Raw genomic sequence first — 23809 nt, 5'->3', positions numbered from 1 at the left:
GCCGGACAAAGGACTAGAAGAGATGTTTAATCGATTAAAACTGATTTAGTTGGCAATGGTATTTAATTTGACTGGCAAAATAATCGATTGGTTTTGTGGATGGTCTTCATTTATCTTGTATGGCACTTTTCCCAAGGCGGGATTTCCCTGATATATGGAATTATTATTTCATTTTAGATTGGAAATGGAATTTTTAACCGGGAAACGGCCGTATCGGGCTCTCTGCTTCTGATGGTAAAGTGAGAGGGTGAGCCAGTTCAGAATGTTCTCGCAGTAATATAATGTAGTGCTGATTGAGCGGTGAAGGGCTGCAGGTCTTGCCAAGCGTCATATTTTCCTCGCATTTGCGAGGCCATTGCCTATTTGTCCAATTGAGAGGCCCATGGGCCTAGCAGACAAAGGATCAGAGTCCGACAATGCCGACAATTGCGCTGGTTGATGATGACCGCAACATCCTGACTTCCGTCTCGATCGCACTGGAATCCGAAGGATACCGGGTTCAGACCTATACCGATGGCACATCGGCACTCGACGGCTTGCAAAGCGATACCCCTGATCTGGCGATCTTCGACATCAAGATGCCACGTATGGACGGGATGGAACTGCTGCGCCGCCTGCGCCAGAATTCCGACCTGCCAGTCATCTTTCTCACCTCCAAGGACGATGAGATCGATGAGCTGTTCGGGCTGAAGATGGGTGCGGATGATTTTATCCGGAAGCCGTTTTCCCAGCGTCTCCTCGTCGAGCGTGTCCGGGCCGTTCTGCGCCGTGCCCAGCCGCGCGATGCGAGCGCTCCGCGTGAAGACGCGGACAAGCTGCTCGAGCGCGGTCAGCTGCTGATGGATCAGGAGCGCCACACCTGCACCTGGAACAACAAGCCGGTCACCCTGACCGTAACGGAGTTCCTCATCCTGTCTGCGCTGGCTCAGCGCCCGGGCGTCGTGAAGAGCCGGAACGCCCTGATGGATGCGGCCTATGACGATCAGGTCTATGTGGACGACCGGACCATCGATAGCCACATCAAGCGCCTGCGCAAGAAGTTCAAGATCGTCGATGACGATTTCGACATGATTGAAACCCTCTATGGCGTCGGTTACCGCTTCAGGGAGGCCTAAGCGCTTCCAATATGTCTGCTGCCGACAAGATGTCTGAAACTGATACGCCTGCGGCGGTTCCTCCCGCAGCAGCGCAGCCTGACAGGTCGCAGCTCCGGCGGCTTGGAAACCGGCGCATCCGCCGTTTGCTGCTGGGCCGGTTCGGCAAGCTCTTCGGGACTTATGTCCTGTCGTCGGTTACCCGGCGGATCGTAGCGATCAATCTTGTCGGCCTCATCGCCCTTCTTGTCGGTATTTTGTACCTGAACCAGTTCCGCGCGGGTCTGATTGACGCGCGCGTTCAAAGCCTTCTAACCCAGGGTGAAATCATTGCCGGGGCGATTGCGGCATCCGCCACTGTGGATACGGGGGCCATCACCGTCGATCCGGAGCGGCTGTTGAAGCTGCAGGCGGGTGAAAGTATCGGCCCGAGCAGCGACGATTTCGATTCTCTCGACTTTCCGGTCAATCCGGAGCGTGTCGGCCCAGTTCTGCGGCGCCTGATTTCTCCGACCAAGACCCGGGCGCGGATCTATGATCCGGATGGCATTCTTATCCTGGATTCCCGCCATCTCTATTCCAGTGCCCAGATCCTGCGCTTCGATCTCCCGGCACCGACCTCAGAGGAGGAAGGGCTGTTCGAGCAGATTTGGCAGAAGCTGAAACTCTGGCTGCGTCAGGGCGACCTCCCTCTCTATCAGGAGGCAGGCGGCGGCGATGGCCGCATCTATCCGGAAGTGGAGGCGGCTCTTGCGGGCTCGCCTGCAAGCGTCGTGCGCGTCTCCCAGAGGGGGGAGCTGATCGTTTCCGTTGCGGTTCCGATCCAGCGCTTCCGGGCTGTGCTGGGTACCCTGCTTCTTTCGACACAGGGTGGCGACATTGACGCCATCGTCAGCGCCGAGCGTCTTGCGATCATGCGTGTGTTCCTTGTCGCTGCCACGGTGACAACTTTGCTCTCCATCTTGCTTGCGGGAACCATTGCAGGCCCTGTGCGGCGTCTGGCCGCTGCGGCAGAGCGGGTTCGCAAGGGCACCAATTCGCGGCAGGAAATTCCGGAATTCTCCGACCGGCAGGACGAGATTGGCCATCTGGCACGGGCGTTCCGTGACATGACCAACTCGCTTTATAACCGCATCGACGCGATCGAGCAGTTCGCGGCAGATGTGGCACATGAGCTGAAGAACCCGCTGACCTCCCTGCGCAGCGCTGTCGAGACACTGCCTCTGGCAAAGACCGACTCCTCCAAGGAACGGCTGCTGGATGTCATTCAGCATGACGTCCGCCGTCTGGACCGACTGATTACCGATATCTCGGATGCGTCCCGCCTGGACGCAGAACTCGCCAGGGCGCAGGCCGAGCCGCTTGATATGGAAGACCTTCTCTCCAACATTGCCAGCGCGACCAACCAGCGTGGCGATCAGGACAGCGCCAAGGTAATCTTCAAGGTCGAGCAGGCCTCCGGACTCAAGCCCTTTGTCCTGATCGGTCATGACATCCGGCTGGGCCAGGTGATCCGCAATCTCCTGGACAATGCCCGGTCGTTCTCGCCCAAGGGCGGTTCTGTGCGCATTACCCTGTCGCGGGAGGAGGACAGGATCGTTGTCTTGGTCGATGACGACGGCCGCGGGATTCGCGCCGATAACATCGACCGGATTTTCGAGCGCTTCTATACGGACCGGCCCGACAGCGAAGCCTTTGGCAACAACTCTGGTCTGGGCCTTTCCATCTCGCGGCAGATCATCGAGGCGCATGGCGGAACGATTTCTGCAGAGAACCGGACTGTCCGGGATCTCGAAACCGGAGAACAGGTGATCCAGGGCGCCCGATTTACCATCCGCCTGCCTGCCGGGGCCCCTACATGATGACGGGTGCCGGTTCAGGCGGTGCTGCCCTGCCAGCGTCAATTCATGCAGGATGCATTGTGATTGGTCCTTTCGGCATTCTGCTCCGGGGAGCGTCCGGCAGCGGAAAGTCGGCGCTGGCCGATGTTCTGGTGCAGCACGCAAGGTCCGGAGGACATTTTGCGGCATTGGTCAGCGATGACCGCACGGTGCTTGCGAGAGGCGGGAAGGGACAGCTCACGGCGCGGCCTGCCCGGAACCTTGAGGGGCTGATAGAGGTGCGCGGGGCAGGGATCTTTCGCGTGCCTCATGAAAAGGCAGCTGTTGTCCGCTTGGCCGTTGATCTTCTACCCCCCGCCCGGATTGACCGTCTGCCTGAGTGGCAGATTACGGAAACGGTTCTCGAAGGGGTTCGTGTGCCGAGAATAGAGGTGGCTGAAAATTTGCCGCAGGAGGCCATCCGGCGGATACGCTGGGCATTCCTTGGGCTTTTCCCCAATAGCTCTGGCTATCTTTGAGGCGGAGCCCGCAATTTCGCTTGCAACTGGCTTCTCTGTTGCCGACAGTGCTGCAAACCAATTGGGCGGCCTAACCGGCCAGATGAAACCATTCAGGTCACGGAACATATGATCGGACTTGTCCTCGTTACCCATGGACGCCTCGCAGAGGAATTCAAATCGGCGCTCGAGCATGTTGTCGGACCGCAGCAGCAGGTCGAAACGATCTGTATCGGACCGGATGACGACATGGAGCAGCGCCGTCAGGATATTCTGGCGGCCGTTGAGCAGGCGAACACTGGTCAAGGCGTCGTGCTTCTGACCGATATGTTTGGCGGCACCCCGTCAAATCTGGCCATTTCTGTCATGGATGGACGCTCCGTCGAGGTGGTTGCCGGTGTGAACCTCCCCATGCTCATCAAGCTCGCGAGTGTTCGCGGTGACCGCACCCTTGCGGATGCCGTCGAAGAAGCGCGGCAGGCTGGTCAGAAGTATATTTCTGTTGCCAGCCAGGTTCTCTCGGGGCAAAGCTGAGGGGATTGATGGATTTGCCGGTGCTTGAAAAGGATCTTGTCATCGTCAATCAGCGGGGCCTGCACGCGCGTGCCTCTGCCAAGATGGTGAAGCTGGTCGAGACATTCGATGCTGAGGTTTATGTCTCCAAAGATGGCCAGACCGTTGGCGGCACGTCCATCATGGGCCTGATGATGCTGGCCGCTAGTCCCGGCTGCTGCATTCATGTGGCGGTCAGCGGCAATGAAGCCGGCAACGCCCTGGCGGCAATCACCGATCTTGTCGAAGATGGCTTCGGCGAGCGGGACTAGGAGTGGCGCTCCGCTCCCCCGCCCTCAACGGTAGAGATCTGCGCGGCTAAGCGGGACGGGCGGAGTTCCCTTCGCGGATTTTCCGGCGACCGTTTGATAGATCCGCGCCGATCTGCGATGAAACGTCAGGGCGCAGCCGCCCAGGTAGGCCACCCAAAGCCGGTAAAGTTCAGGTCCGGCGAGCGCTTCTGCCTCTGCGCGCCGGGCTGTCAGCCGCTCGCACCAGATCCGGGTGGTTTTCTCATAGTGAGGACGCCAGTTCTCAACGTCGTGGACTTCAAACCCGGCGCGCTCCATTTCACTGATCGTGTGGCCGATATCATCCAGCTCTCCGCCCGGAAAGATGTACTTTTGCAAGGCGCGCTGCTCTGGCCGTTTGATCAGCCTGAATTTGCGGCGCTTCGCCCTTCTGGAAATGGCGTGGTTGAGAAAGAGCCCGTTTTCGGCCAGCAGAGACCGGACCTTATTGAAATAGGCCGGAATATTGTCGAGCCCAATATGCTCATACATTCCGACAGAGACGATCTTGTCGAAGCTGCCGGTCAGGTTTCTGTAGTCGATCAATTCGAAGGTGAGGCGGCCGGAAAGACCCAGGCGTTCCGCTTTCGCTTTGGCGAATGCGAGTTGTTCTTCTGACAGGGTAACCCCGTGACCGATGGCGCCGTGATGCATCACCGCATGGCAGAGCAGACCGCCCCAGCCGCAGCCGATATCGAGAAGCCTGTCCCCCGGCTTGAGACGCAGTTTCCGGCAAGTGATCTCGATCTTGGCGGCTTGGGCCGCATCGAGATCCGTTTCCGGCTCCGGGAAATAAGCGCAGGAATACTGCATCTCCGGGTCAAGGAAGAGATTGTAGAAATCATTGCCGACATCATAGTGAAAGCCGATGAAGCGTTTGTTGTCTGCTGTCTGACGTCTTTTGCCGTCAGCGTCGGCGCCAAATCCCCGGGTCTTGTCGGGCGGGATGCCGGGCGCCTTCAGGATGGGCCAAAGTGCCTTCACTGCGGCAAGCTTGCTCATCTTCCGCAGCTGCCTCTGGGCTGTTTTATCTACGGCAAAAGGCATGCCTATATCGACGATCGTACCGCCTTCGATATCGATGTGGCCGTGTGCGTAGTGCCGGATCAAGCGGTCGAGCGTTGGCAGTCTGAGCAGGGATGGCAGCACACCTGGCTCGTTGATCGTCAACAGCAGGCCGGGGATCACGTCTTTTCCAAGTTGGACAATAGAACCGTCCCATAATCTCATGGAAAAATGGATATTGAGATAGGGCCGCAACGCGGCGACTGCGGTGTGCACGGCTTCGGCAAGATGCGCGCTGCTGTTGGAACTATTCAAGCTATCGGTCACATTCAAGCTTTCGTTCGCGGCAAGGGTCGGCTCCGGGCATACGGTTGGGTCCAGATCACCAAGCGCTATGATGTCAGCTTGTTACGTTGAGTGCCACTGGCGCGTTTAGGATTGGGCGCGGAACTTCGGTGGCCTGACCGGGACGAGGTGTGGCTGACCATATGCCATCCAGAGGGATGGTTGATTGTTGGCGGAGCCTAGATCTTGGGGGCGATGACGCAGGCTGGATCTGCTGCGAGACGTGTAGGGCCCTGCGGAAAGAAAGAGGAACCAGTTTTAGTTCATTAATTCAAAGTGAACCATTTTAGGTTCGTTATTATGAAGTGAACTCATTATGGTTCCTAAGAAGCGTTTGTGCTACCTTCCGTGCCAGCAATGGCAGCGGTTGAGCTGGCGAAGGAGCTCCTATGTCTGAAAAAGCCAAGGCCGGACGCTTCATAGCGGTCATGGGGGACCTGGTCTCCAGCGAGAGCGTGACCTCCAGAGCGCAGCTGCATCAGAATTTCAATAATGCGGTATCTGCCGTAAATGCGCAATTCTCCGTCAGCCTGCCGTCTCCCCTGACGATCACTCTGGGCGATGAATTCCAGGGCCTAACCTTTACGGCTGCAGAAGCGTTTCGCATTGTGCTGGCTATCCGGCTCCGGCTGCTTCGCGTCCATGTTCTGTGCAGGTTCGTGATCGGGCCGGTTGATCTGGCAACCCCTGTCAATCCGGACCGGGCCTGGAACATGATGGGTGACGGGTTGGCTCAGGCGCGCGAGCGGTTGAATGACAAGAAGGATGGCAATGCCTACCGGTTTTCCTTCTATCAGGACAAGCCGTTGTCCGGGCTGCTGGAAGCCGTCGGCAGTACGCTGACTATGATTGAAGAAGGCTGGACGCCGACGCAGGCAAGTTATGTCCTGTCCCATATTCTGGATGGGGCGGAGGTGCCGGAAATCGCCGGGAAGAACGCCGTCAGCGAGCGGGCGGTCTACAAGGTCCTGTCGGCTGCGCGCTTGAGCTTCTATCAGGACCAGATAGAGGCTTTGCTGACGTTTCTGGCGAGCCGCGACGAGTTGAGGAGCGGGGAGGAATGATGGGGATGCTTGAAGAAATCCTGATCGGGTTGGGCTATTTCGTTTTTCTGCCGCTCATCTGGTGGGCAGGCAATGGTCTGATCAAATGGGTCGTCACCTCGTCGGTCAAATCCGTCGTGCCGCAACCGGCTGCCTTACCGCAGCAGGACACATCTTCTGTGGGCGCCTTGGGCGAAGGCGAGCCTTCGCATGAGCAGAAAGAGGCGGACAAGAAGGAGCTGAAGGCTGGCCGCATTATCGGCGGTCTGGAGCGTCTGCTTATCCTCACGGGCCTTCTTCTGGGGAAATGGGAGGTGCTGGTGGCTGTGATCGCCCTCAAGACCACTGCGCGGTACAAGGAGCTCGATAAACAGATCCGGGCGGAATATTTCCTTATCGGATCGCTCTGCAGCATCCTCTGGGCCGTCGTGATCGCGGTGCTTCTTCTTCTCTATGACCGGCTTGTCGGGTTTGGCCTCTTTCCGTCCGGCTTGCTCGGCCAGTTCGGATTGCCTGGCTAGGTCCTCATGCTTCCGTAAATTGACATAAAGAAATCTTTATATCTCCATTGCTACATGAGACAGACAGGGGTATATACAGGCGCCAATGGGATGGCATGCCTTCCGTAAGGGGGGCGCCTTCATTCGTGCCAAACCCCGTCATCCTTCTGCCCGTGGTGCTTCTGCATTGGGCGGAGCAACCATTCAGGACGTTTTCATGACCGACTATATCGTCAAGAACATTGAGCTTGCGGATTGGGGCCGCACCGAAATCGAAATCGCCGAGCACGAGATGCCGGGCCTGATGGCCTGCCGCGCCGAGTTCGGTGAAAGCAAGCCGCTGAAGGGCGCCCGCATTGCCGGTTCCCTGCACATGACGATTCAGACCGCCGTTCTGATTGAGACTCTGGTCGCGCTGGGTGCCGAAGTGCGCTGGGCGTCCTGCAACATCTACTCCACCCAAGATCAGGCTGCTGCCGCTATCGCTGCTGCCGGCATTCCGGTCTTCGCCATCAAGGGCGAGACTCTGGAAGAATACTGGGATTATGCCGACAAGATTTTCGACTTCCCGGAAGGCGCGAACATGATCCTGGACGATGGCGGCGATGCAACGCTGTACATCCTCCTCGGCGCGCGGGTTGAATCAGGCGAAACCGGCCTTCTCGACAATCCGGGATCCGAAGAAGAGGAAGTTCTCTTCGCTCAGATCAAGAAGCGTATGGCGGCAAATCCGGGCTGGTTCACGAAGCAGAAAGCCCTCATCAAGGGCGTTTCGGAAGAAACCACCACCGGCGTTCTGCGTCTTTATGAAATGCAGAAGAAGGGCCAGCTGCCTTTCCCGGCGATCAACGTCAACGACAGCGTCACCAAGTCCAAGTTTGACAACCGTTACGGTTGCCGTGAGTCGCTGGTCGATGGTATCCGCCGTGGCACGGACGTCATGATGTCCGGCAAGGTCGCTGTCGTCTGCGGTTATGGTGATGTGGGCAAGGGCTCCGCTCAGTCTCTGGCTGGTGCTGGTGCGCGCGTGATCGTGACCGAAATCGATCCGATCTGCGCTCTGCAGGCTTCTATGGACGGCTACGAGGTCAAGACCATCGAGCAGGCGCTTCCGGAAGGCGATATCTACGTTACCGCGACAGGCAACAAGGACATCATCACGCTGGAACACATGAAGGGCATGAAGGACATGGCAATCGTGTGCAACATCGGCCACTTCGACAATGAGATCCAGGTCGCGAGCCTGAAGAACGTTCAGCGCCGTCCGGTTAAGGACCAGGTCGACATGTACGTTTTCCCGGATGGCAAGCGCATGATCCTTCTGTCTCAGGGGCGTCTGGTGAACCTCGGCAACGCGACCGGCCACCCGAGCTTCGTTATGTCCGCAAGCTTCACCAACCAGGTTCTGGCTCAGATCGAGCTCTGGACCAAGGGTGAGCAGTACGGCAACGAAGTCTATGTGCTGCCGAAGCACCTGGATGAAAAGGTGGCCCGTTTGCACCTTGAAAAGCTTGGTGTGACCCTGACCGAACTGACGGAATCCCAGGCCCAATATCTGGGGATTAACCAAACCGGTCCGTTCAAGTCCGAGCACTACAAGTACTGACAAAACTCCGGAGGCCCCACAACATGTGGGGCCTCTTTCGTTTGGGCCACCAGAAAAAGTGTTAACGGAAAACCACAATTTGAGTGATCCCGTTAACTTTTCAGCAAGAGACTCTTCTTCGCGATTCCCAAAAAGGTTATGGTTTTAACGAATCACGGCGCAGAGGCACGCGCGCCGGGTTGGAACCGGGCACCCGGGGATTTGGCGGCGTAAGGGGATCATCAACATGCCGGTTGTCGGCTCAGACGGCGCGCGCAATGGCGCGGCGTGGCGAGGAAGGATTCGGACTTCGGTCAAGTTTTTGACCGTGAGTGCCGCTGCCTTGCTGACCGCGCGTTATCCCGCCGACGCAGCCAGCCTTGCCGGTTTCCCGGATGCGTCTATCGATGCCGGCAGCATGATGTGGCTGGGCGTTCTTGGTGGCGTCTGCGCCTTTGCGGTGACGGCAGCCGCTGCATTTATCCATCTGCAGAAGCATTCCTCCCAGAAAGCCGCACGCCTGACCCGTGAAAATCAGGACCTGAAGCTCGGTATCGACCGACTTGAGGCGATGCTGAACACTGATGAGCAGCGTGTGATCGTCTGGAGCGGCTCTGGTTCCTCTCCGAAGATCTGGGGCATCCTGCCTGCAACCTCTGGGGTACCGGAATCCGCTGGCCAATTGCTGGCCTTTGGATCCTGGCTAACGGCCAAATGCGCAGCTGACCTTGAGTTGCAGCTCGACCGTCTGTTCCAGACCGGTGAAGCCTTCTGCACCTCCTTCAAGACCAGTTCCGGCACCTATGTTGAAGCCTCAGGCAGAACCACCGGGGGCGCTGTCGTTCTGCGCCTGCGTGATCTGACCGGTGAGCGCCAAATGCAGGCGGAGCTCGCGGCGCGCAATGCCCGCATTTCCGGTGAGCTGCATATGCTCCATGCGCTTCTCGATGCCATGCCCGCACCGGCCTGGCAGCGGGACGCAGAAGGAGCGATGCTCTGGGCCAACCAGGCCTATGCCGATGCCGTTGAAGTTGTAGATGCTGCTGCCGCCGTGCGTGAGGATGCGGCCTTCCTGGATGCAGCCGCCCGCAAGGCGATGACGCTGACCCGGAACGAAGACGGCTGCTTTAATGCCCGCATGCCGATTGTGGCTGCCGGTGAGCGCCGCATCTTCGAGGTGACCGATGTGTCCGCCAATGTTGGCAGCGCCGGTATCGCCATCGATATCAGCGAGCTGGAGCAGGTCCGCAAGGAGCTAAACCGGGCGGAAGAGTTCCACGGCCGGACGCTGGATCAGCTCGCGACCGCTGTTGCGATCTTCAGCGCAGAGCGCAAACTGCAGTTCTACAATGCAGCCTTTCGTCAGCTTTGGGATCTGGATGCCGGGTTCCTGGATGGCCATCCGGATGATGGTGCCGTGCTTGATGCATTGCGTGCGGCTCGCAAGATACCGGAACAGGCGGACTATCGTGGCTGGCGCAACAAGATGCTCGAGAGCTATCAGTCTCTCGAAGCGCGCGAGAGCTGGTGGCATCTGCCGGATGGACGGACCCTGCGCGTCATCGCCAACCCGCATCCGCAGGGCGGCGTGACTTATATCTACGAGAATGTGACCGAGCAGCTGGATCTGGAAAGCCGCTACAACGCGCTGGCCCGTGTTCAGGGCGAGACGCTCGACAATCTGTCGGAAGCTGTTGCCGTGTTCGGGTCCGATGGCCGTCTGCGCCTTTGGAACCCGGCCTTTGGCCGGATCTGGAGCCTGCCGGAAGACCAGCTTTCCGAGCTGCCGCATGTGAAGGAAGTGGTTCGCGCCTGCGCCAAACGAGAAGACGAGCGCGCCGCATGGGACAGCTTGGCCATGAGCGTTACCGGGCTGATGGACAACCGAACCCAGGTTGTCAGCCGAATGGAGCGCCATGACGGCACCGTTCTCGATTACGCCACCGTTCCGCTGCCGGATGGTGGCACGCTTGTCACCTTCGTCGATGTGACCGACAGCGTGAATGTGGAACGGGCACTGGTCGAAAAGAACGAGGCTCTGGAACAGGCGGATCAGCTGAAGAACGCCTTCATCCAGCATGTCTCCTATGAGTTGCGTTCGCCGCTGACCAATATTATCGGTTTTGCCCAGCTGCTGTCCGATCCGAAGTTTGGCGATCTGTCCGAAAAGCAGGGTGAATACGCGGATTACATCCTGTCCTCGTCCTCCGCGCTCTTGGCGATCATCAACGACATTCTGGATCTGGCGACGCTCGATGCCGGCATCATGGAGCTGGATCTTGGTGAGGTCGATGTGGCCGCAACCGTTTCGGCAGCAGTCGAAGGGCTGAAGGACCGGCTGAACGAAACCCGGATCACCCTGCGTACCCAGGTGCCGAGCGATATCGGCACAATGTTTGCCGACGAAAAGCGCCTGCGCCAAGTGCTCTTCAACCTGATCTCCAACGCGGTGCGCTATTCCCAGGACGATAGTGTCGTTGACCTGAGCTGCAAGCGTCAGAATGGCGACATCGTCTTTGTCGTTCAGGATCATGGCTGCGGCATTCCGGCAGATATCCTGACCCAGGTGTTCAACCGGTTCGTTGGCCGGGATGCAGGGTCCCGCCGTCAGGGCGCAGGACTTGGCCTTGCCATCGTCAAGAGCTTTGTCGAGCTTCATGGCGGGCATGTCGATATCGAATCCGAAGAAGGCCGCGGCACGACCGTGACCTGCACTTTCCCGGCAAAGCCGCAGGCCAGCGGCCGCGTTGCTGCGGAATAATCATCATGGCGCAGGACGCCCCGTCTTCCCCTTTCAGGACCGTCGAGATTGCCGATGAAGACGCCATGGTGCGTCTGGCGGAAGATATCGCTGCCATTTTGAAGCCGGGCGACGTTATTGCCTTGTCGGGTGATCTGGGAGCGGGAAAATCTACCTTTTCCCGTGCTCTGCTGCGCAGCTTCGCCGGGGATCCGGAGCTGGAAGTTCCAAGTCCCACCTTCACGCTGGTCCAAACCTATGAACTCGGCCGCCTGACGATTTCCCACTTCGACCTCTACCGTCTGGAAGAGCCGGAAGAGCTCGAGGAGCTGGGTCTGGATGAGCTGGCGGAAACCGGCGCTGCTCTAATCGAATGGCCGGAACGCGCATGGGACGGATTGCCCCGTGATCATCTTGTGATGCGGATCATTCAAGGCGGCGAGGACGACCGCCGTACGGTCGATTTTGAGCTGTCGCCGGATGCTGCCACACGCTGGGAAACCCGGCTGACACGCACCTTCCGGATTCGGGATCTGATTGCTGAGGCGGGGCTAGATGCCTCGCGAGGCTATCTCAGTGGTGACGCATCTTACCGGGTTTATGAAAAGCTGACTGGTCCGGCTGTTGATGCGATCCTGATGAACTCCCCGGAAGCCTATCAGTTGGCTTTGCCGGGGCAGACCCGCAGTTATGGCGAAATCGTCCACCGCGCCCGCACGGTCGATGCCTTCATCGCTTTGACGGAAGCGCTACGCCGCCGCAATCTGAGCGCTCCGCAAATTCTGGCAAGTGACCGCGAAGCCGGGCTGCTCATTTTGGAGAATCTCGGCAGCGAGGGCATTCTGACCCCGGACAGGCAACCGGTTCCGGAGCGTTATGCTTTGGCCGTGGAGCTGCTGGTGGAGTTGCATGCGGCCAATGATTTTCCGCGTGAATTGCCGGTTGGCTCAGGTGGCTCTTACCGAATTCCTGATTACAGCGAAGAAGCACTGCTAACTGAAGCGGATCTGTTTCTGGACTGGTATATGCCCTGGCGCTCCGGCGCACAGATCTTTCCGGCCGAAGTCAGTCGGGCACAGCGCGAGGAATACCGCGATCTATGGCGGGCTGCATTTGCCGTAATTTCTGGGGCGCAGACCGGCTGGGTTCTGCGGGACTATCATTCGCCGAATATTCTTTGGCAGGACGCCCGGACAGGGTTGGCCAAGATTGGGTTGATCGACTATCAGGACTGCCTCATCGGTTCTGTCGCTTATGACCTTGCCTCCCTCCTGATGGACGCAAGAGCCGATGTGCCGGTCGTGCTGGAACAGGAATTATTTGCCAGCTATCTTTCTGGCCGGAAGGCGCGCGACGCAGGTTTTGATGCAGAGCTGTTCGGTGCTGCTTACGCGGTCATGGGTGCACAGCGGATTGCGAAAATCCTGGGCATTTTTGTGCGTTTGGCCAAGCAGGAAAACAAGTCGGCTTACATTCAGCACATGCCGCGGATGGAGGCCTATCTTGAGCGGGTGCTTGCCCATCCGGTTCTGAGCGATTTGCACAGCTGGTTCCGCCGCAGCCTTGGCGGCTGAACCGTTCCGGCGTACCATCGTCATCTTGCTGTTGCCTGCCGAACTTCCTATCTCCGATGGGCATTTTAAGCGAACCGGAGAGATCCACGGACCCCTGATGAAGAGCGACTTTTTCCGACCCCACACCGCAATGATTCTGGCTGCAGGTCATGGCAAGCGTATGCGCCCGATTACGGCGACAACACCCAAGCCGCTCATCGAGGTGAACGGTAAGGCGCTGATTGATCATGGCATGGACAAGCTGGCCGAAGCCGGTGTGAAGCGCTGCGTGGTCAACGTTCACTATCTGGCGGATCTCGTGGAGGTTCATGCGTTGAAGCGCAAGGACATGGAGGTCCTGATCTCGGATGAACGTGCCGAACTTCTGGAAACCGGTGGCGGCATCGTCAAGGCCCTGCCGATGCTGGGAGATGATCCGTTCTTCCAGATCAATGCCGATACCGCCTACTGGATCGAAGGTGTTCAGCCAAATCTCGAATTGATGATCGAGACCTTTGATGCGGACAAGATGGATGCGTTGCTTCTGGTGGCCGAAACGGTGCATTCGGTCGGCTACAGCGGTAAGGGGGATTTTGTGATGTCGCAGGACGGGGCTCTGGCCCGCCGCCCTGAGAAAAGCGTCACGCCTTTCGCTTATGCGGGCGCTGCGATCCTGCATCCGCGGCTGTTTGAAGGCGCTCCCAAGGGGTCCTTCTCCATGAACCAGCTCTTCGACAAGGCCATCGAGGCCGGACGGCTTTATGGCGTCCAGATGGATGGGATCTGGCTGCATATCGGGACACCGGACGCCATCGCCGCCGCAGAATACGCGATCCGCGAAAGCGCGGCTTAAGGGATGGCTGACAGGAGGGCAGCGCCAAGGATCACCACCATTCCGCCATCGGTTCCGTTCCTGAGAACCCTGGCGCAAAAGCTGGTGGATGGGTCATTGCTGCCGGGGTTCTGTCCGCTCGATGACCCGTTGCTGCTGTCGACGGTCACGCTCTATCTCCCCACTCGCCGCGCGGCGCGTTTGCTGCCGGAAATCTTTCAGGAGTTGTTTGGCGGACGCCCGGTTCTTCTTCCCAAAATTCTGCCGATTGGCGACGTGGACGAAGAAGACCAGATGCTGCGTGCCGAGCGTGACGCGGAGGCGCTGCCACCTGAGATGCCGCCTCTGGAGCGACAGCTTGCCATGACCCGGCTGGTGCTCGCCTGGAAGGGGGCGCTGCGCCGTGAAATCCTGAACCTGAAGCTGGATGAGCCGCTTGGCGTTCCGGCCTCTGCTGCCGATGCGGCCTGGCTCGCCAGCGATCTTCTCTCCCTCATGGATGAGGTGGCGACCGAAGAGGCGGATTGGACCGACCTTGCCGGTCTGGTGCCGGACGATCACGCTCGCTATTGGCAGATCACTCTCGATTTTCTGAAGATCGTGCAGGAGGCCTGGCCTGCGCATCTGGCACAGCAGAACCGCATGGACCCCAAGGTGCGCCGGTCTCTCCTGATCCGCCGCGAGGCGGCGCGGCTCGCTGTTGATCCGCCGAAAGGTCCGGTGATCGTGGCAGGGGCGACCGGTTCTGTGCCTGCGACTGCCGCCTTGCTGAAGGCTGTGGCAGGGCTTGAAAATGGCGCCATCGTACTGCCTGGCCTTGATCTTCATCTGGACGACGCGTCCTGGAAAAGTCTCGGTGGCAGACCGGTACGACAGGGGCAGATTGCGGCGCTTGGCGGCGGAGACTCTGTGCCGGGCCATCCGCAATATGGTCTGAAACAGCTTCTGGGAGAACTCGGGCTTCCCCGCGGCGACGTCGAGCTGCTGGCGCTTGTTGATAGTGATGCCCTTCGCGACCGGGAAATCCTGGTGTCCGAGGCGCTGCGTCCTGCCGATACCTCGGAGGGCTGGACAGCCTTTTTGGAGAGCTTTCCGCAAGAGCGCCGGTCCCGTGCGCTGGCGGATGTTGGCATGATCACCGCCGCAAACGAGGCAGAGGAAGCCTTGTCCGTCGCAATCGCTTTGCGGGAGGCCCTGGAACGGGGCGAGACGGCTGCCCTGGTCTCTCCGGATAGGCTTCTGGCCCGCAGGGTGGCCAATGAACTTGCCCGCTGGCAGATCCAGGTGGATGACAGCGCGGGCCGCCCGCTGGACCAAACGCCGCCTGCGATTCTGGCCAGTCTTGCAGCACGTCTGGCGCTCGATGGCTGCGATCCGATCGACCTTTTGTCCCTGCTGAAACACCCTCTCGCGCGGCTTGGTTTGCCGGTTAAGGATATCCGGTCCGCGGCCCGTGCGCTCGAGCGCGGGGTGCTGCGCGGGCCGCGTGCGCGGGCTGGAACGGCAGGTCTGCGTGAGGCTGTTCTGGCCAGCCGGGATGCAGCTGAGAAGGGCCGGACACCGCCCCGCTGGAAGAAAATCCATGACGGTGACTGGGACGCGATTCTGGATCTCGTGGACCGGCTCGCTGAAGCTCTCGCGCCTTTGGAACACCTTGCAGGCAGTTATGAACCGCTTGCCGTCACAGAGCTGGCAAAGGCCCACGCGGACGTGATGCATTTGCTGTCACGGGATGAAACTGGATCGGATGCAGAGCTTTACTCCGGCGAAACCGGGGATGCACTGGCCCAGATGCTGGCCGGGCTGATCGAGGCCGAAAGCAGTGGTCTCATGGTCAAGCCTCATGATTGGCCGTCGGTGTTCGCAGCACTCATGGGCGGCATCTCCGTGCGCCGCAGGCTGCCTGGTGATCCGCGGATCCAGATCCTCGGTCCGATGGAGGCCCGCCTCCAGTCGCCGGATCTTGTGATTCTGGGGGGACTGAACGAAGGCATCTGGCCGCAGCGGACCCGCAACGATCCCTGGCTTAACCGTCCCATGAAACGGGACCTCGGGCTGGATCCGCCCGAGCGGCGCATCGGTGCGGCTGCGCATGATTTTGCTCAGGGGCTTGGCGCGCGCCGGGTGCTGATGTCCCGCGCCGCGCGCGCCGATGGTGCTCCGACCGTGGCCTCCCGCTGGCTGCAGCGTTTGATCACTCTGGCAGGCCCGGACGTTCAGGCCGAAATGGAAGGCCGGGGCAGGGTCTATACCAAATACTCCGCCATGCTTGACCGGCCGGAAGGGCCTGTGCGCCCTGCGGCCCGTCCCGAACCATGCCCGCCTCTGGACGCCCGTCCAAAGTCGCTTTCCGTCACCGAAATCGAGCGGCTGGTGCGCGACCCTTACGCGATCTATGCCAGGCATGTGCTGGATCTGGAGCCGGTCGACCCGATCGGCGGCGAGCCAGATGCGGCGGACAAGGGCACGATCATCCATGATGCGCTGGCCGAGTTTCTGGAAGCCTGGGATGGTCCCTTTGACGAGCGGGCGGTTCAGCGGCTGATCGAGGTGGGCTCTGGCTATTTCGCGCCACTCGACGCTTTTCCCGCAATCCGGGCGCTGTGGTGGCCCCGCTTCCAGCGCATCGCCAGAGGCTTTATCGCCTTTGAAGCAGAGCGCGCGCCGGAGATTGAGCGGCGGTTCCTGGAGATTTCCGGTGGGGCGGAGCTGAAGCTTCCCGGCATTGAGTTTCGTCTTCGGGGCAGGGCTGACCGGTTTGACCTCTTGAAGGATGGATCTCTGGTGGTGATCGACTACAAGACCGGGCAGGCACCTTCCCTCAAGCAGGTGGAAAGCCTTCTTGCGCCTCAGCTTCCGCTGGAAGCGGCCATGATCACGCGCTTCGGCTTCAAGGATGTTCCTGCCACCGCGCCCGTCTCCTCCTTGCTCTATGTGCAGCTAAAGGGTGGGGCAACGCCCGTCATTCCTTTCCCGCGCAATCCAAAGGACACGGATCTGGGAGATTTGGCGGAAGACGCCTGGAAGCGGCTCGAAAAGCTGGTGGCTCACTATGCCAAGCTGGAGAATGGCTATCTCTCCCGCTCGCGGGTGATGATGGAGGGGCGGACAGATGGCCCCTATGACCATCTGGCGCGTGTGCAGGAATGGTCCGCAGGCGGGGAGGACGGCGAATGAGCGGTTTTCAGATCCCCGAGCTGACCCGTGAAAAGCAGGACAGGGCCTCCCAGCCGCGCGCCTCCGCCTGGGTGAGCGCCAACGCCGGCTCCGGCAAGACCTTCGTTCTGTCCCGCCGGGTGGTGCGCCTGCTGCTCGACGGCACAGATCCCTCGCGCATTCTCTGTCTGACCTTCACCAAGGCCGCCGCCGCCGAAATGGCGACCCGTGTGTTCCGGATTCTCGGGGACTGGGTAACGCTGGATGACGCCAGGCTGGCAGACGAGTTGACGGCCATTGATGGCCGCAAGCCAGATGCCAAGCGCATTGCGCTGGCGCGGCGCCTGTTTGCACGGGCACTGGAAACGCCGGGCGGACTGAAGATCCAGACCATTCACGCTTTCTGCGAAGCCCTGCTGCATCAGTTTCCGCTGGAAGCCAATGTGGCAGGCCATTTCACCGTTCTGGACGACCGGATCGCGGGCGAGCTGATGGCAGAGGCGCGCGGCTCCGTGCTGCAGGAAGCCGAGGCCGCGCCGGAGAGCCTCTTTGGTCAGTCCCTTGCCGCGCTGATCAGCCTGATGCCCGATTCCAGCGCGGAAGGCGCGTTGGACGAGCTGATCGGCAGCCGGGATTCCTTCCGGCGCTGGATCGATGACGAAGGCGATCTGGAGACGGCTCTTGCGCATTTGGCAAGGGATCTGGGAGCCGATCCTGATGTGTCTCTCGACCAGTTGGATGCTCGGTTCCGCAGTGAAAGCCTGATCGACGAGAACACGGCCAAGGCCTATGCGGAGGCCTATCGCACCGGCTCTGCCAATGACCAGAAGGCTGCGGATCGTCTTTTGATGCCCTGGCGTTTGGGGGATGTGGCAGCCTTCCGGGAGGCGTGGCTGTCCGTCTTTCTGACGGCTAAGCTGGAGCCGAGAGCGTCCCTTGCGACCAAGAAGGTCGCCGAAGCCTTTCCGCAGATGATGGAACGGATGGGCGAGGAGCGGGACCGCCTGCTGGGCCTGCTGGAAGAGCGCAAGGCTGTGGTCACCATGACCGGCACTGCCGCGTTGTTGCGCCTCGCCGGAGCTGTGATCTCCCGTTACGAGGCGGCAAAAGCGGCGAAGGGCTTTCTTGACTTTGAAGATCTGGTCGTGCGCACGGCCAATCTGCTCTCCCGCTCTGATGCCGCTCAATGGGTGCAATACAAGCTTGATCAGGGGCTTGATCACATTCTGGTCGATGAGGCCCAGGACACCAGCCCGCGCCAGTGGCAGGTCGTCCGGGCGCTGGCGGAAGAGTTCTTCACCGGCGAAGGGGCAAGAGGACAGGTCCGCACGATCTTTGCCGTCGGCGATGAAAAGCAGTCGATCTATTCCTTCCAGGGCGCTGTTCCCGCCTATTTCGACGAAATGCGCCGGGCTTTCGCCAAGCGCTCGGAAGAATCTGAGCGGCTGTTTCACTCGGTCGATCTGCAACTCTCTTTCCGTTCGACCCCGGATGTGCTTGGTGCCGTCGACAAGGTCTTCGCCTTGCAGGATGCTCACAAGGGGCTGTCACAGGAACTGAAGGCTCCGGTGCATGAGGCGATCCGGAAAGATCCGGGGGTCGTTGAAATCTGGCCGCTGGAGCAAGTGTCCGAGGTGCAGGAGCCTGAGGACTGGACCGAGCCGCTGGACCGGGTCGGCAGTGGCAGCCCTATGCTCAAGGTGGCCCGGCGTATCGCCGAAACAATTGCCGGGTGGATGCGCGATGGCACTGCGGACCCTGGTGAGGTCATGGTGCTTGTGCGCAAGCGCGGGCCTTTCGTGGAAGCGCTGAACCGCGAACTGAAGAGCCTCAATGTTCCGGCTGCGGGCAGTGACCGGCTTGTCCTGACCGATCACATCGCGGTCAAGGATCTCGCCGCGCTCGGGCGGTTTCTGCTGCTGCCGGAGGATGACTTGTCTCTGGCTGCTGTTTTGAAAAGTCCCTTGATCGGCCTGGATGATGAGGATCTGACCGCCCTTGCCCGCGACGCGGCAGACAAGCCGCGGGCCGGAACGCTCTGGCAGTCGCTGGTCAAGAAGGCTGAGTTCAAGCCGCAATGGCTGGAGGCGCGGCGGCTTCTGGAACTATGGCGCTCCCGTGCCGACTTCATGCCGCCTTACGAGTTCTACGCCCGGCTTCTGTCCGCCGACGGTGGCCGTCAGCGCTTCCGGGGCCGGCTCGGCGTCGAAGTGGATGACGTTCTGGATGAATTCCTGGCGCTCACCATGGCCTATGAGCAGGCAGGCACGCCTGGTCTGGAAGGGTTTCTTGCCTGGATGGCCGCAGCGCCAACCGAGATCAAGCGTGAGCTGACCAACTCCAAGGGAATGGTCCGGATCATGACGGTTCACGGCTCCAAGGGACTGGAAGCCAAGGTGGTTATCCTGGTGGACCCCGGCAGCGCACCTGTCAGTTCGCGCCATGATCCGTCCTTCCTGCCGCGCCTGCGCCATGGCAATCCGCTGCTGCCACCGGCTCTTGTCTGGCGGCCTGTGAAATCCGAAGCTCAGGCCTGGCATTCGGAAACCATCGATGCCTTACGGGAAACCCAGGCCGAGGAATACCGGCGGCTGCTCTATGTGGCCTTGACCCGGGCCGAAGACCGGCTGGTGGTCTGCGGCTGGGAGCCTAAGAGCGGGGCCCGCGACGATTGCTGGTACAATCTCGTCTCCCGGGCACTCCTGCCGGATGCGGCAGAGCTTCGCGACGCGTCGGGGGAAATCAGCGGATGGCGCTGGCAAAAGCCGGGATCTATCACGCAGGACAATGATCAGCCGAATGGGCACGGCAGCCATGGCGGTGAACGGCCAGAACAGGCTGCTGAGCCAGCGCCATCCTGGCTATTCGAGCGCGCACCTCAGCCTGTCCGCAAAGCCCGTCTGCAGCCCTCCCGGGCCTTTGAGGCGATGGAGGACAAGGAAGGCACCGAGCAGCCCGCAGGCGCTTCGCGTCTCGAAGCCCGCCGTCAACCCGCCGCCTGGCCGTTGGAACGCGGGCGGCTGGTGCACCGGCTTCTGGAGGTGCTGCCGGATATTCCAGCGGGTCGCCGGGACGAAGCTGCGGCGCGCCTTGTTGATCAGTCCTTGTCCGATGAATTCCTGCGTTTCCGAGACAAGCTGCTTCTGGAAATTAGCGTAGTGCTCGATGAACCAGCCTTCGCGCCGCTTTTTTCAGGCGATGCCCGTGCGGAAGTGCCGGTCGTGGGAACGCTGACGGCAGCAGACGGGACAGAAGTCTCGATCTCCGGGCAGATCGACCGGCTGGCCGTCTCGGCGGACGAGGTCCTGATTGTCGATTACAAGACCAACCTCTATCCGCCGGACGCGGCCGATTCTGTTCCGCTGGAATATCTGGCCCAGCTCAGTGTCTACCGGCGTCTCCTGCAGGACATTTATCCGGGCCGGACAGTCAATGCGGCTCTCTTGTGGACCTCTGAGCCCAGCTTGATGCGGATTCCCGGTGAAGTTCTGGATCAGACCCTTGCCGGACTGCGCCGGGACGGGACTCCGGCTTGACGGAGGCACCCAGGCTTCCTACCTTCGGTGCAACTCGAAGGGACGGCAGGTGCTGTCCGGCAATTTCATGAAAGAGACATGTCATGGCTACCACCACGATCACCGATGCCAGCTTTGAAACCGACGTTCTGAATTCTTCCGAACCGGTTGTTGTCGACTTCTGGGCTGAATGGTGCGGCCCGTGTAAGATGATCGCTCCGGCGCTTGAGGAAATCTCCGAAGAGATGGCTGGCAAGGTCAAGATTGCCAAGATCAACATCGACGAGAACCAGAACGCTGCTATGAAGTATGGCGTGCGCTCCATCCCCATGCTGATCCTGTTCAAGGACGGCGAGCCGATGGCACAGCAGGTTGGCGCAGCGCCGAAGGGCAAGCTTGCCGACTGGATCAAGAGCGCGCTCTGATTCTGAAACCGTCTGGACCGGAAGACAGGTCCGGATGGAAATCTGGCCGCTCCGGCGGCTCTGCTTGACGAAGCCGGAGCGGATATGCACAAGCATGTCCGCCCCATTTGTTTTTAAGACCCAAACTGGCCGCCACCGGCCAGACTTGTTAGCGGACCGAATATGACCGACGAGAACAACACCCCCGTAGACCAGGAGCCGGAGGCAGCGGCTGCCGCGGCTGACAACGCGTCCCAGGCTGAGGCTGCCGGTGAGGATGCGCTCGACCCGATTGCGGCTCTGACGGCAGAAAACGCCGAGTTGAAGGACCGGGCCCTGCGCACCATGGCCGAGATGGAAAATCTGCGCCGCCGCACGGAAAAGGAAATCAAGGACACCCGAGTCTATGCTGTCTCCAGCTTCGCGCGTGACATGCTGTCCGTTTCCGACAACCTGCGCCGCGCGCTGGATTCCGTTCCCGAAGAACTGCGCACAGCGATCGATGATGGCATCAAGGCCTTGATCGAAGGCGTGGAAATGACCGAGCGGGATCTTCTGTCCCAGCTGGAAAAGCACGGTGTGAAGAAGCTTCAGCCGGAAGGCCAGAAGTTCGATCCGAATTTCCATCAGGCCATGTTTGAAGTGCCGAACCCGAATGTGCCGAACAACACGGTCGTTCAGGTGGTGCAGGCTGGCTATCAGATCGGTGACCGCGTGTTGCGCCCGGCGATGGTTGGTGTTGCCAAGGGCGGCCCGAAGGAAATGCCGGCAGCCGATGCAACAGCGGAGCCAGGCCAGACCGTCGACAAGAACGCCTGAGCGCATTTGCGTTTCAGCGAGACCAACAAGGCCGCTTTCCTGTGCCGGGAAAGCGGCCTTTGTGCTATCAGCAGAAGGCGCTGAGCAGGGAGCCAAAATGCTGTTTCAGGTTCTGGACTATCTTGGTGTGGTGGTCTTCGCCACCGCGGGCGGAATCGCAGCGTCCCGCAAGGGGCTGGATTTCATCGCCTTCCTGTTTTTCGCCACCTTCACCGGCATGGGCGGCGGCACCCTGCGTGATCTTCTGCTGGATGCTCCGGTATTCTGGATCCGCTCTGACGGCTATCTTCTCGTGTGCCTGGGGACCGCAATCTTCATGTGGTTCTTCGCGCACGTCATAGAAGGGTTCGGCAAGCCCCTGCGCTGGGCCGACGCAATCGGGATGTCAGCCTATTCGGTCATGGGGGCGGCGAAGGCGCTGAGCCTCGGAACGACGGCCTTTGTAGCGGTGCTGATGGGCGTCGCAACGGCGACCTTCGGCGGGGTTCTACGCGATGTGATTGCCGGCGAACCCTCGGCCATCGTGAAGCCGGAAATTTACGTGAGCGCCGCTTTCGTTGGCGCCGGGACGTATGTTCTTTTGATGTCCGCGGATTTCAATGGCTGGGTTGCCGCCTTCGCGGGGGCCGCACTGTCGCTCATTCTGCGCGGCGGGGCGATCGAATGGGGCTGGACCTTGCCGGGTTACAAACCGCCTGCGCACAAGAAGTAAGGCAGGCTTCCTGTCAGCTTCGCAGGAAGATGTGGCCCGCCGTGGCCAGATCGGTCAGACCGGTAACATCCCCCCCGGCAAAAAGCGTCTTCTGACCATAGAACCTCCGGCCGGCTTTCTGGCCCTGTGTCAGTTCGCCAAGATCCGCAGCAAGATCGGCCACTCCCTGAGCCGATTGGTCCTGACGGTCCGCAGTGAACAGCCGGATATCTTCGGAAAGAGCTTCTGAGAGCGTTTCCGCCGGGTTCAGAACGCTCACATGTATGCCCTCAGGAAGAGGATTGCCGGTCAGAAGGGCGAGTCCGCCTTCCGCACAGCAGATCATGTCCGCCCCCTCAATTGCGCCGGTCAGGTCCGTGGTCGTGCCAAAGACGATCTTGTCTGTTCCGGGCAAGGCGGAGAGTTGCTGGACGATTTCACCCGTTGCGCCAGCCACCAGAACCGAGCGGACATCACGCACGGTTACCAGTGCCAGGACCAGCAATGGCAGCAACGGGGATTTCCCGAGGATCAGGAGGCGGCTGCAGTCTTCCCGGGCAAGATACTGGCAGGCGAGGGCATGCACGGCAGTGTGCCGCCATGCGGCCAGCCTTACGCCATCCAGAATGGCAATCGGAGTGCCGTCGACACCGGACAGCAGCAGATAGGCGCCGCTCGCTGCGCCGCCTTCCAGGGCCGCACTGATGGTGCAGCCGATATAACCGCGTCTGGAATGCCCCTGGGCTGCAAAATTCGTCCAGGCCGGACTGATGGTCAGTGATGCGTCGGGCGTCTCCGGGCGGTCAATGGGCAGCCTTACAGGCGAAGGAACGATCGTCTGGGACCGGTAGGCGCGGCGCAGCGTTTCCACCAGTTCGCGGTGATTGACGATTGCATCGATTTCGCCGCTGGACAGGACGCGCATACCGGAGCCAGACCATTCCGCAGATCAGGCGGCGGGCCGTTTGCCTTCAGGGGCCGCGAGGCCCGGGACAGTGCTGGGAGTGTGCTGATTTGCGATTTCGCGAAGCTGGTCAGCTTCCTTGTGCAGGTTGCGCGCTTCGCGGCGCTTGACACGGGCTTCCTTGCGCCACTTGCCTTGCTTCATCCACGCGCCAATGCCGCCCACCACGATCCCGGCGCCAAGGCTGGCGAAGATCACCCAGAAAAGCGGGATATCCGTTATCGAAAGACGCGGGTCTTGCGGGTCGAACGGGTTCAGCGCCAGCGTAACCGGGTGTCTGTTGGCGACCGACAGAGGCACCAGAATGATCGCGACGACGATGAGGATCGCGTTCTTGATGAAACGGGTCATGTCCTGCTCCCGGAGCCAAAAGAATAAGGCCG

19 protein-coding genes are annotated in these 23809 nt (G+C 60.3%); 16 read left to right on the top strand and 3 right to left on the bottom strand.

Annotation, left to right across the window (positions count from 1 at the left end; translation table 11 throughout):
• Positions 1 to 416: 416 nt before the first annotated feature.
• The 5 genes from IG616_RS09470 (at position 417) to IG616_RS09450 (ending at position 4256) form a co-directional block, all read left to right on the top strand.
• Positions 417 to 1115, top strand: a complete 699-nt coding sequence (locus IG616_RS09470; RefSeq protein ID WP_192147923.1) for a response regulator transcription factor — start codon at positions 417 to 419, stop codon at positions 1113 to 1115.
• 29 nt (positions 1116 to 1144) lie between these two features.
• On the top strand, positions 1145 to 2956 hold the full coding sequence (locus IG616_RS09465; RefSeq protein ID WP_192147922.1) for a sensor histidine kinase: 1812 nt from the start codon (positions 1145 to 1147) through the stop codon (positions 2954 to 2956).
• Complete coding sequence (locus IG616_RS09460; protein WP_343072358.1) at positions 2953 to 3453, top strand: HPr kinase/phosphorylase; 501 nt, start codon at positions 2953 to 2955, stop codon at positions 3451 to 3453. The genes IG616_RS09465 and IG616_RS09460 overlap by 4 nt, the downstream gene beginning before the upstream one ends.
• Positions 3454 to 3561: 108 nt before the next feature.
• Positions 3562 to 3966: a PTS sugar transporter subunit IIA gene (locus tag IG616_RS09455; RefSeq protein WP_192147920.1), complete on the top strand. Its 405-nt coding sequence runs from the start codon at positions 3562 to 3564 to the stop codon at positions 3964 to 3966.
• Positions 3967 to 3974: 8 nt separating this feature from the next.
• On the top strand, positions 3975 to 4256 hold the full coding sequence (locus IG616_RS09450; RefSeq protein ID WP_192147919.1) for an HPr family phosphocarrier protein: 282 nt from the start codon (positions 3975 to 3977) through the stop codon (positions 4254 to 4256).
• A gap of 24 nt (positions 4257 to 4280) precedes the next feature.
• On the opposite strand, the gene IG616_RS09445 is transcribed toward IG616_RS09450, so the two are convergent.
• Positions 4281 to 5606 (bottom strand): class I SAM-dependent methyltransferase, encoded by a 1326-nt coding sequence (locus tag IG616_RS09445; RefSeq protein ID WP_192147918.1) that lies wholly within the window; start codon positions 5604 to 5606, stop codon positions 4281 to 4283.
• 407 nt (positions 5607 to 6013) lie between these two features.
• Here IG616_RS09445 and IG616_RS09440 point away from each other — a divergent pair, with 407 nt between their 5' ends.
• From IG616_RS09440 to IG616_RS09390, 11 genes are all read left to right on the top strand, one after another.
• Positions 6014 to 6688: a SatD family protein gene (locus IG616_RS09440; protein WP_192147917.1), complete on the top strand. Its 675-nt coding sequence runs from the start codon at positions 6014 to 6016 to the stop codon at positions 6686 to 6688.
• On the top strand, positions 6685 to 7188 hold the full coding sequence (locus IG616_RS09435; protein WP_192147916.1) for a hypothetical protein: 504 nt from the start codon (positions 6685 to 6687) through the stop codon (positions 7186 to 7188). The genes IG616_RS09440 and IG616_RS09435 overlap by 4 nt, the downstream gene beginning before the upstream one ends.
• A 196-nt stretch (positions 7189 to 7384) precedes the next feature.
• The gene (ahcY, locus tag IG616_RS09430; protein ID WP_192147915.1) at positions 7385 to 8773 is read left to right on the top strand and encodes an adenosylhomocysteinase; all 1389 of its coding nucleotides are present in this window, start codon (positions 7385 to 7387) and stop codon (positions 8771 to 8773) included.
• 307 nt (positions 8774 to 9080) lie between these two features.
• A complete protein-coding gene (locus tag IG616_RS09425) occupies positions 9081 to 11513 on the top strand; it encodes a PAS domain-containing sensor histidine kinase (protein ID WP_343072362.1) in 2433 nt (810 codons plus the stop codon).
• A gap of 5 nt (positions 11514 to 11518) precedes the next feature.
• Positions 11519 to 13066 carry a tRNA (adenosine(37)-N6)-threonylcarbamoyltransferase complex ATPase subunit type 1 TsaE gene (gene tsaE, locus IG616_RS09420; protein WP_192147913.1) on the top strand — a complete coding sequence of 516 codons (1548 nt, stop codon included), beginning with the start codon at positions 11519 to 11521 and terminating at the stop codon, positions 13064 to 13066.
• A gap of 97 nt (positions 13067 to 13163) precedes the next feature.
• Positions 13164 to 13898: a nucleotidyltransferase family protein gene (locus IG616_RS09415; protein WP_192147912.1), complete on the top strand. Its 735-nt coding sequence runs from the start codon at positions 13164 to 13166 to the stop codon at positions 13896 to 13898.
• 3 nt (positions 13899 to 13901) lie between these two features.
• Positions 13902 to 17054 (top strand): double-strand break repair protein AddB, encoded by a 3153-nt coding sequence (gene addB, locus IG616_RS09410; protein ID WP_192147911.1) that lies wholly within the window; start codon positions 13902 to 13904, stop codon positions 17052 to 17054.
• Entirely contained in the window at positions 17051 to 20569 is a 3519-nt protein-coding gene (gene addA, locus IG616_RS09405) for a double-strand break repair helicase AddA (RefSeq protein WP_192147910.1), read from the top strand. Before addB ends, addA begins: the two co-directional genes overlap by 4 nt.
• Before the next feature lie 83 nt (positions 20570 to 20652).
• Positions 20653 to 20973 carry a thioredoxin gene (trxA, locus tag IG616_RS09400; protein ID WP_192147909.1) on the top strand — a complete coding sequence of 107 codons (321 nt, stop codon included), beginning with the start codon at positions 20653 to 20655 and terminating at the stop codon, positions 20971 to 20973.
• A 162-nt stretch (positions 20974 to 21135) separates the two neighbouring features.
• Positions 21136 to 21771 (top strand): nucleotide exchange factor GrpE, encoded by a 636-nt coding sequence (grpE, locus tag IG616_RS09395; RefSeq protein ID WP_192147908.1) that lies wholly within the window; start codon positions 21136 to 21138, stop codon positions 21769 to 21771.
• Positions 21772 to 21868: 97 nt separating this feature from the next.
• Positions 21869 to 22483 (top strand): trimeric intracellular cation channel family protein, encoded by a 615-nt coding sequence (locus IG616_RS09390; RefSeq protein WP_192147907.1) that lies wholly within the window; start codon positions 21869 to 21871, stop codon positions 22481 to 22483.
• A 13-nt stretch (positions 22484 to 22496) separates the two neighbouring features.
• On the opposite strand, the gene IG616_RS09385 is transcribed toward IG616_RS09390, so the two are convergent.
• Both IG616_RS09385 and IG616_RS09380 read right to left on the bottom strand, forming a co-directional pair.
• A complete protein-coding gene (locus IG616_RS09385) occupies positions 22497 to 23387 on the bottom strand; it encodes an ornithine cyclodeaminase (RefSeq protein ID WP_192147906.1) in 891 nt (296 codons plus the stop codon).
• A 24-nt stretch (positions 23388 to 23411) separates the two neighbouring features.
• Entirely contained in the window at positions 23412 to 23777 is a 366-nt protein-coding gene (locus tag IG616_RS09380; RefSeq protein WP_192147905.1) for a lipopolysaccharide assembly protein LapA domain-containing protein, read from the bottom strand.
• Positions 23778 to 23809: the final 32 nt, after the last annotated feature.

The organism is Roseibium litorale, assembly GCF_014842915.1.
Lineage (GTDB): Bacteria > Pseudomonadota > Alphaproteobacteria > Rhizobiales > Stappiaceae > Roseibium > Roseibium litorale.
Note: the sequence above shows the minus strand (reverse complement) of the source record. Positions and strands in the feature narration are given on the sequence as shown.